Annotated in this window: 5 protein-coding genes; 2 read left to right on the forward strand and 3 right to left on the reverse strand. The window is 43.3% G+C overall.

Annotated elements, in window-relative coordinates; translation table 11 throughout:
- Window positions 1–5 precede the first annotated feature (5 nt).
- Complete coding sequence (locus DS742_RS01025) at window positions 6–1382, forward strand: hypothetical protein (protein ID WP_117415179.1); 1377 nt, start codon at window positions 6–8, stop codon at window positions 1380–1382.
- Between the two features lie 15 nt (window positions 1383–1397).
- Complete coding sequence (locus tag DS742_RS01030; RefSeq protein ID WP_117415180.1) at window positions 1398–2330, forward strand: glycosyltransferase family 2 protein; 933 nt, start codon at window positions 1398–1400, stop codon at window positions 2328–2330.
- Window positions 2331–2457: 127 nt separating this feature from the next.
- On the opposite strand, the gene DS742_RS01035 is transcribed toward DS742_RS01030, so the two are convergent.
- The 3 genes from DS742_RS01035 to DS742_RS01045 all read right to left on the reverse strand — a co-directional run bounded on the left by DS742_RS01035 (window position 2458) and on the right by DS742_RS01045 (window position 7460).
- Window positions 2458–4287, reverse strand: coding sequence for a GH25 family lysozyme (locus DS742_RS01035; protein WP_117415181.1), 1830 nt, complete (start codon window positions 4285–4287; stop codon window positions 2458–2460).
- Between the two features lie 130 nt (window positions 4288–4417).
- Window positions 4418–5515, reverse strand: a complete 1098-nt coding sequence (locus DS742_RS01040) for a PspC-like choline-binding domain-containing protein (RefSeq protein WP_117415182.1) — start codon at window positions 5513–5515, stop codon at window positions 4418–4420.
- Between the two features lie 118 nt (window positions 5516–5633).
- A complete protein-coding gene (locus DS742_RS01045; RefSeq protein ID WP_117415183.1) occupies window positions 5634–7460 on the reverse strand; it encodes a phosphotransferase in 1827 nt (608 codons plus the stop codon).
- Between the last annotated feature and the right edge of the window lie 398 nt (window positions 7461–7858).

Here is a 7858-nt window from a genome sequence, read left to right on the forward strand (position 1 = left end):
AATTGATGAAACAAAAATATCTTTACTATACAGTCCCTGTTCTGGGAACGATTTTCTGCCTCTGGTACATCTTTGCGGCAACCTGTGACGGAATCTACTCAGACTATGTACGTCTGGTAAACAGCTATCTTCCCAATGTGTTTAACCCGGGACTGTTTTTCGTGCCGGATATTCTGACACGGATTCCCATCAACTATCTGGCAAGAATCATCAATGTAACCTTATTTGATTACAATGTCATGTTTGACCGCGTACTGGGTGTGCTGGCACTGGGACTTTCCGGTGCCGCCATAACTGCTTACTGCGTACGTAAGAAGCTTCCTTATGGCTGGTTTCTGGCACTGATGGCAGTATTTTTCAGCCTGAATAAATGGGAGATGCTAAACAATGGAAGCGGATTTGCACATTTTCTTTCATTTGCGCTTTTTTACTGGCATTATGAAGTTCTGGACCGGGTATGGAGCGGCAGAGATAGCTTTCGTGACCGGATCAGCCTGATTGTAATTCCGTTTCTCACAACCCTTCTTGTGGCAGGACCATATTGTGCCATCTATACTGTGACAGTGCTTCTGGCCTGTATCATGATGTTTCTGCTTAAAAGGAGTAAACTGGGACTTCGGCCGGTTATTTACGGACTTTGCACCCTTGTTCCGTTCCTTTTATATCTATGGAGCAATCACTATGCAGTAGAAGATCACGCTGCGCCTGCGACTGTCTCACTTATCACCCAGCTTATGGATACCCCCGGATTTTTCGTCCGATTTTTTATAAAATCATTTTCTTCCATGGTAATCGAAGGAGAGAGGGCGGAAGAGATCTTTCGCACAAATGGTCCGTTTCTGGCTATGGGACTTCTGGTAATCGCTCTTTATGCACTTGCACTTTGGTACAACTGGTATTACCGTCTTTATGAGGAAACCATTCTTCCGGTTATTTTAATTATGTCAGGAGGTTTGAATCATGTGCTTATCGTGTTGTCCAGATGGATCTTTCTTATGGATAACTACGGTCTCAGTTCCAGATATGCCCTGCAGTTTCAGACCGGTATACTTGGAATTATTCTTACCTTTGCACTGCTTTTAAGACAGCGGAGATACCGGATTGGTTCTGGTGTGAAGCTTGCAGCGGGAATTACCTGTTTTGTTTTTCTGGCAGGTAACTGTTATACCACTTATACTGAAATAAAAAAAGCACCTTACCGGAAGGCTGCTTACGAACAGAGAGCAGAACTGTCCCTTAGATTTGAGCAGGTGACAGACGAAGAACTTCGTGCCAATTTCGAATACCGGCTTAGTCGTGAGGACAGCGGACAGAAAGTGAGAAGTGCACTGACTATATTAAAAGAAAATGGTTACAGTGTATTTCGAGAGGGTAACCAGTAGCTAAGGAGTAAATTTATGAAAAAGACATTATCGGTGGTTGTATCATGCTACAATGAAGAACTGGCTCTTGACCGGTTCTATGAGGAAACTGCCAGCATTTTAAAAAAACTAAACTGGAAGTATGAGCTTATCTTTGTAAATGACGGAAGTCAGGATCAGACACTTTCCGTACTTACCCGTCTGTCCGAGTCAGATGACCGGGTAAAAGTTATAAGCTTTTCCAGAAACTTCGGTCATGAAGCAGCCATGATTGCCGGATTAGATTACAGTCAGGGTGACGGAATTGTGTGTATGGATGCAGATTTGCAGCACCCACCGGAATATTTGACTGAGATTGTTAAAAAGCTGGAAGAAGGTTACGATGTGATTAACATGGTTCGTACCAGAAATGAATCCGCAGGCTGGTTTAAAAATTTTGCTTCCTCCGCATTCTACCGACTGATCAATGTACTTTCTGATGTGAAATTCGAGCCAAACGCCTCTGATTTTTTTGCGGTATCAGGAAAAGCGGCAAAGGTGCTTAAAGAGAATTACAGAGAAAAAGTCCGCTTTCTGAGAGGATACGTACAAAACATCGGATATCCCAGAACTACGATTGAATATGAAGCCAGAACCCGGGTTGCAGGAGAAAGTAAATACAGTATTAAGAAATTAATTGCTTTTTCTGTGAATACCATTATGTGTTTTTCTAATCTCCCTCTGAAGCTTGGGATTTATGCCGGCTGCGGGGCCGGTATTCTTGGAATTGTCATGATGATTTATACCATATGGAGCTGGGCAAGAGTGGGAACGCCAAGCGGGTATGCCACGATTATTGTTCTGATGTGCTTTATGTTTGCAGTTTTATTTTTGATTGTTGGAATTATTGGAAATTATATTGCGATTCTGTTTGCGGAACTGAAGGACAGGCCGATTTATATTGTTGAGGAGACCAAAAACATTCATTGATTCCTTTTTCCGGGAATGGTAAGGAGCGGTACCTGAATTATAAGTTACAAATTAATTGAGTAAGAATAAAATCAAAAATATGAAAGGCCTGGGAGTTCATTCCCAGGCCTTTTTCTTATACAGTTATTTAATGAATTCCAGGTCCGATCTCCCTGCCCGGTGCAGTTTCGCTTACTGTTCCCGAATTGCCGGAATTTGTATTGCCTGTTCCATTGGAATTATTCTGTGGAGTTGTTGTACCAGGTGCGGCAGGTTGTGTTTCGCCAGTCGTTTCCTGAGTTGTTTCAGCAGGAGTCAATGTGCAGACACCGTCTGCATTTGCCGTATAGGAAACACCGTCTGCTGTAAAGGTTTCTGATACTTTCATCTTACCATCAGAAGGATTTAAGTAATACTGCTTGCCATTAACCGTTATCATACCGGATGCCATAGCACCGCTTTCTCCGAAATAATACCAGCTGCCGTCAACCTGTCGCCAGCCAACGGTCATCTTACCTGAAGAATTGCTCAAGTAATATTTAGCACCCCGGTCATCCAGCCATCCGGAATGCATCTTACCATCGCCTGCCAGGTAATACCAACTGCCGTCGGCATTAACCCAACCTGTGCTCATAGTGCCGTTGGTGTTAAAATAATACCAGCTGTTATCCAGCTGCTTCCATCCGGTAGACGCACTGCCGTCATCAGCCATGTAATATTTAGACATTCCATCTGTATGCCACCCTGTTACCATGGTGCCGTCATTATTTAAATAATAGCGTTTGTTATTTAGATCAATCCACCCAGTTGCCATAACGCCGCTATCCTGTAAATAATACCGCTTCCCGTTTAAATCCATCCACCCGGTCTTCATCTGACCGTTGGTATCACTCATATAGTAATGCTGTCCGTTTAAATCAACCCAGCCCGTAGCCATGGTACCGTCAGAATTCAAGTAATATTTTGCACCATTATCCAAAAGCCATCCGGTATTCATGGAGCCGCCTGCATTGAAGAAGTACCATTTGTCGGAAAGCTGTTTCCAACCGGTAAACATACGTCCGTTGGTATCATCAAGATAGTAACGCTGCCCGTCTTTATCAAACCATCCGGTAGAAGCCTGCCCCTCATTGTTCATATAGAACCAGCCTGTTCCGTCGTTGATCCAGGTGTTCTTCTGCATGGCGTAGTTCTGATAATAGTATGTCTTGTCTCCGATTTTTCTCCAAAGATTGCCTGGCAGCTTTGGAGTCAGATCCTGATACAGAAAATCAATATCCACATTCCCGTTAATGCCCTGTATCTGTCCGGTGCTGGTAACCTGCCACATAACCGGGTTCTGGTATGTATGCTTTGCTTCATAACGGGCAACCCAAATATCATATTTCATCTGAGATAAATCAATCTTATTTGCCAGCCAGTAATCATTAGCATAAACAAGGGGATGATACCCGGCTTCTCTAATGCGGTCACAGAACGCGTTGATGATCTGGCTTACCTGATAGGGCGGGAGAGTTCCCAGTGTGGAACTGTCCTCAGCATCAAATGCAATTGGAAAAGAAATGGGATAGTCCTTGACAAGATCCAGAACAAAGTCCGCCTCTGCTCTTGCCATATCCGTAGTGGTAGCCAGGGAATAGATATAGGCGCCTACCTTCAGCCCTGCTGCTGTGGCACCCTGTACATTTGTATGAAAATTAGGGTCAATTACACCTTTAGAGCGGGTTCCAAGCATTACGAAACTGACATCATTGGCGGCAACTGCGGTCCAGTCCACATTCCCCTGCCAGCGGGAAACATCAATTCCTCTGGCGATTGCTTCTTTTATGACGGTACCGTCTTTTAACTGATAATAACCATTTACCCGTTCATAGGGCGCTGCCTGAGTGTTCATAACCGGGTAAAAGCCCGCCGACATGCCGATGAAAGCGCTGAGTGCAGCAGTGGCAAAGCGCATACTGATTTTCGTGTATCTCAAAGTGATATCCTCCTTTGTTCCTTAAGTATTATTAGAGAAAAATGTTTCTATGTACACAAGAAGACGAAAAAATAAGTGCGGGCATCTGCGGAAAGGTGCAGATACCCACACAGAAAAATCCGGTCAATGATCAACCTGGTCCATTGGTTAATCCAGGTGCTAACTGATATGTACCGCTTCCGGATGGATTCGTGGTTCCGCCCGGTGTGTCGTTGGTTTGACTGGTGGGAGGGCTGCTTAAATTATTCGCTCCTGTAGATGATCCGCCCGGTCCTCCGGAATTGGTTGTAGAGGTGCCTCCAGGGGCGGTTGTGTTGCTGTTGCTGCCCGTGCCTCCGGGAGCATTGCTGCCTGTCGTTCCCGCCGGCGTTCCGGAAGAGCCGTTCTGATACGCCCCATTGGAACCGAAGCTATAGCTTTTACCATCAATGGTGAGTGTGGTATTTGCTGCCATCTTGCCAGTTGACGGATCAAGATAATAGTAAACGCCTGAAAGCTGAATCCACCCGGTAGTCATATGTCCGGAATCGCTGAAATAGTAATAGGAACCTTCAATCTGTTTCCAGCCATGAGCCATCTTTCCATTGCTGGTATCCATATAGTACTTGTTGGTGCCGTCACTGAGCCAGCCTGTCATCATCTTACCTAATACTGACTTGGAATCAGCATTCAGATAGTAATAGGCATTGTCAATCTGTTTCCAGCCGGTGACCATCTTACCGTCAGAACCGAAATAGAACCAGTCGTTGCCAACCTTTCCCCAGCCAAGGGTACAGGTGCCGTCTTCTTTAAAATAGAACCAGCCGTTGTCCATCTCTCTCCAGCCGGTAGCCATAGCGCCGTCACCTTTCATATAGTAGTAACTGCTGCCAATCTTTAACCAGCCCTTTACGAGAACTCCGGTATCGTCCATCAGATAATAATATTTTCCGCCGTCCTTGATCCACTTGGTAGCCATGGAACCATTAGAATGGAAATAATACCAGTTTCCATTGATCTGCTTCCATCCGGTAGCCATGATACCGGTAGTTAAATCAAGATAATAAAACGTACCGTCAGATGTCTTAACCCAGCCTTTATGAACAGATCCGTCCCCATCTAAATATTTCCAATGAGAACCTTCCTGCACCCATCCCGTTGCGGCCCAGGCTGTATTAGCCGGTATTAAAGCTGCGGTCCCTACAAGTCCTGCAAGCAGCAGAGCCGCTGTTTTCTTTCCGTATCTCATACCGTTTACTTCCTCCTGTTTTAGCCATTTCTATATTGCACATAGAGACATTATAACATAGTGCTATTCATAATACCTAAACATTTTATTACGATTTGCAGACAAATTTCCAAAAATGTCAAAAATTCGGAAGCCCCTTACATTTTTTATAATATGTTTTGGCATACCGGTACATGATTATGGTGTATTCGCCAAATTCCTCCCCCAGAAAAGCCTTATAAATAGCCCAAAGGCTCCATAAAAATCCACCAAGGGCCATATAGGCATAAACAGTGAACCGTTCCTCGGTGGTCGGATTCCGTTGAAGATATATCTCGATAAGCCGGTCAGTTTCTTCTTCATTATAATAAGAATATATAGCGCACATGGAAATATCAACAAGAGGATCACACATACCGGCATATTCCCAGTCTATCAGACGGACCGTTCCATCCGGAAGCATAAGGAAGTTGTCCACCACCGTATCCAGATGGGACAGAACCTTTTTATGCCCCAGCCTGTCTAAATTCTGTAAAAGTTCAGCCATCTGACTGCGGATCTCAGAATAATCCTCAAAGGGGACAGCTCCATACCGCCTGCAGAGATTTTCATAAAAATCAATTCGTTCCTGGAAATCAAAGCTGTGGGAAACTTCGATTCCCGAATTATGAAATTCCCGTACAAGTGCCATGCAGCGGCTGATCTCCTTTAAACTGTCAGGGTTGGCATTATGGGCACCCTCATAAAACTCCGCAATCTTATATCCGGATTCTCCATTAAAATAAATAACCTTTTCCGTAATATCATATTGAGAAAGAGCATCGTAAACCGATTTCTCCTGCTGCCTGTTAATCAGCAGTTCCGTACCAGGTCCGGGAATCCTGCAGATATAATGCCGGTCCTTAATCTTAAACAGAAAGGATTTGTTAGTCATACCTGCTTTTAAACATCTGATTTCTGTAATGTCAGATTCCGGAACAGCAAAAACTTTGGAAACCAGCTCCAGAGCTTCATTGTCAGAGCGGTGCTGGTACTTGATATCGAACCGCCGAAGCTCTTCCAGATTCTCAAATTCATAAACCTCATCAGCCGGTCTCCGGTTGATATACAGTTCGATTTCACGGCCTGCTTCAGAGATTTCAGGAAGTCGTTTTGCAGCTTCGCCTGAGAGCATTTCCATTAAGACATTTTCCCAATAAAACTGCTCAGTTCCAGGAATCTCATAATAAGCTTCCAGAACAGGCAGAAACTGATCTGAGAAGGATTTGGAGAAAAATACAGGTCCGTACATCACCCATTTGTCCTGCCCCCCAACTGTCACGTTTAAAATGCGTCCCTTCTTATTATAATCAAAACACCATTCAGAAGTTTCTCCTTCCATATAAGAAGAGGAGTACCAGGCGCCACCTTCGTAGGCATGATACATATTATGGCGCATCCAGTTATCTGAAGAAAGGAGATACATATTTCTGTTCCTAAATAATTCTCTGGCGTGGTATATGGTAGCCAAAGTATTCTTCTTAGAGTATTCAGGATTGTAAAGAAGTCTGACCTTATATTTATCTATAAGGTATTCAAACTTTTCTTTCAGATATCCGACTACGATTGTGATGTCAGTGATACCTGCCTCATGCAGCTGCCGGATCTGGCGCTCGATCATGCGCTCGCCAAATACTTCTAAAAGACCCTTAGGGGTCTCGAAGGTCAGAGGAACAAAACGGGACCCGAAGCCGGCCGCAATAATTACTGCTCCATCCACCTTATGCTGGTCAAGAAGAGTCCTGCCGGCTGGAAGCAGTTCATATGATTCATTCATTTTACCAGGTGCTATCAGTTCTTTTTCTATACAGTCCTTTACCAGGCTGTTTGCAGTTCCAAGAGAAACCATAAGTTCCTGAGAGATCTCTCTTTGTGTGACTGCCGGATTTTCCAAAACAAGACGGCAGATAATAACATTACGATTCATATTAATTTAACCTCCACATACAGTAAATTGAGTTTGATTATGCGTTCAAAAAAATATTAGTCCATATTTATATGAACATTATACCATTGAACTGGTAAAAATCAATAGATGATTGGCGCTGGAAAAGGCGTAAATAACACCGATAAAATAAGACTTTCCACCAAAAAACGAAGCTATGTATTTTTAAAAAACAATTTTTCTTAAAAAAAGCCATTTCGTAATATTTACGTAAGAAAATGAACAGATAAATGTTATAGCATTTTTACAAAATATGTATTATAATGTTCCATGTGATGGAGGAATTGATAGCTTCTTCCGGAATTGTAAATATTTTTTTGAATTTGCAAAATATGCAAAAAAAGTAAAAAAAGTATTGATAATTTCCATTATAGGAAGAA

It is taken from the genome of Lacrimispora amygdalina (assembly GCF_003432035.1).
In the GTDB taxonomy this organism is placed as follows: Bacteria; Bacillota; Clostridia; order Lachnospirales; family Lachnospiraceae; genus Lacrimispora; species Lacrimispora amygdalina.

What these genes read in the sequence shown, in the direction of transcription:
- DS742_RS01030 (WP_117415180.1), top strand. Translation starts at nt 1,398, where the DNA reads ATGAAAAAGACATTATCGGTGGTTGTATCATGCTACAATGAAGAACTG.
- DS742_RS01040 (WP_117415182.1), bottom strand. Translation starts at nt 5,515, where the DNA reads ATGAGATACGGAAAGAAAACAGCGGCTCTGCTGCTTGCAGGACTTGTA.
- DS742_RS01025 (WP_117415179.1), top strand. Translation starts at nt 6, where the DNA reads ATGAAACAAAAATATCTTTACTATACAGTCCCTGTTCTGGGAACGATT.
- DS742_RS01045 (WP_117415183.1), bottom strand. Translation starts at nt 7,460, where the DNA reads ATGAATCGTAATGTTATTATCTGCCGTCTTGTTTTGGAAAATCCGGCA.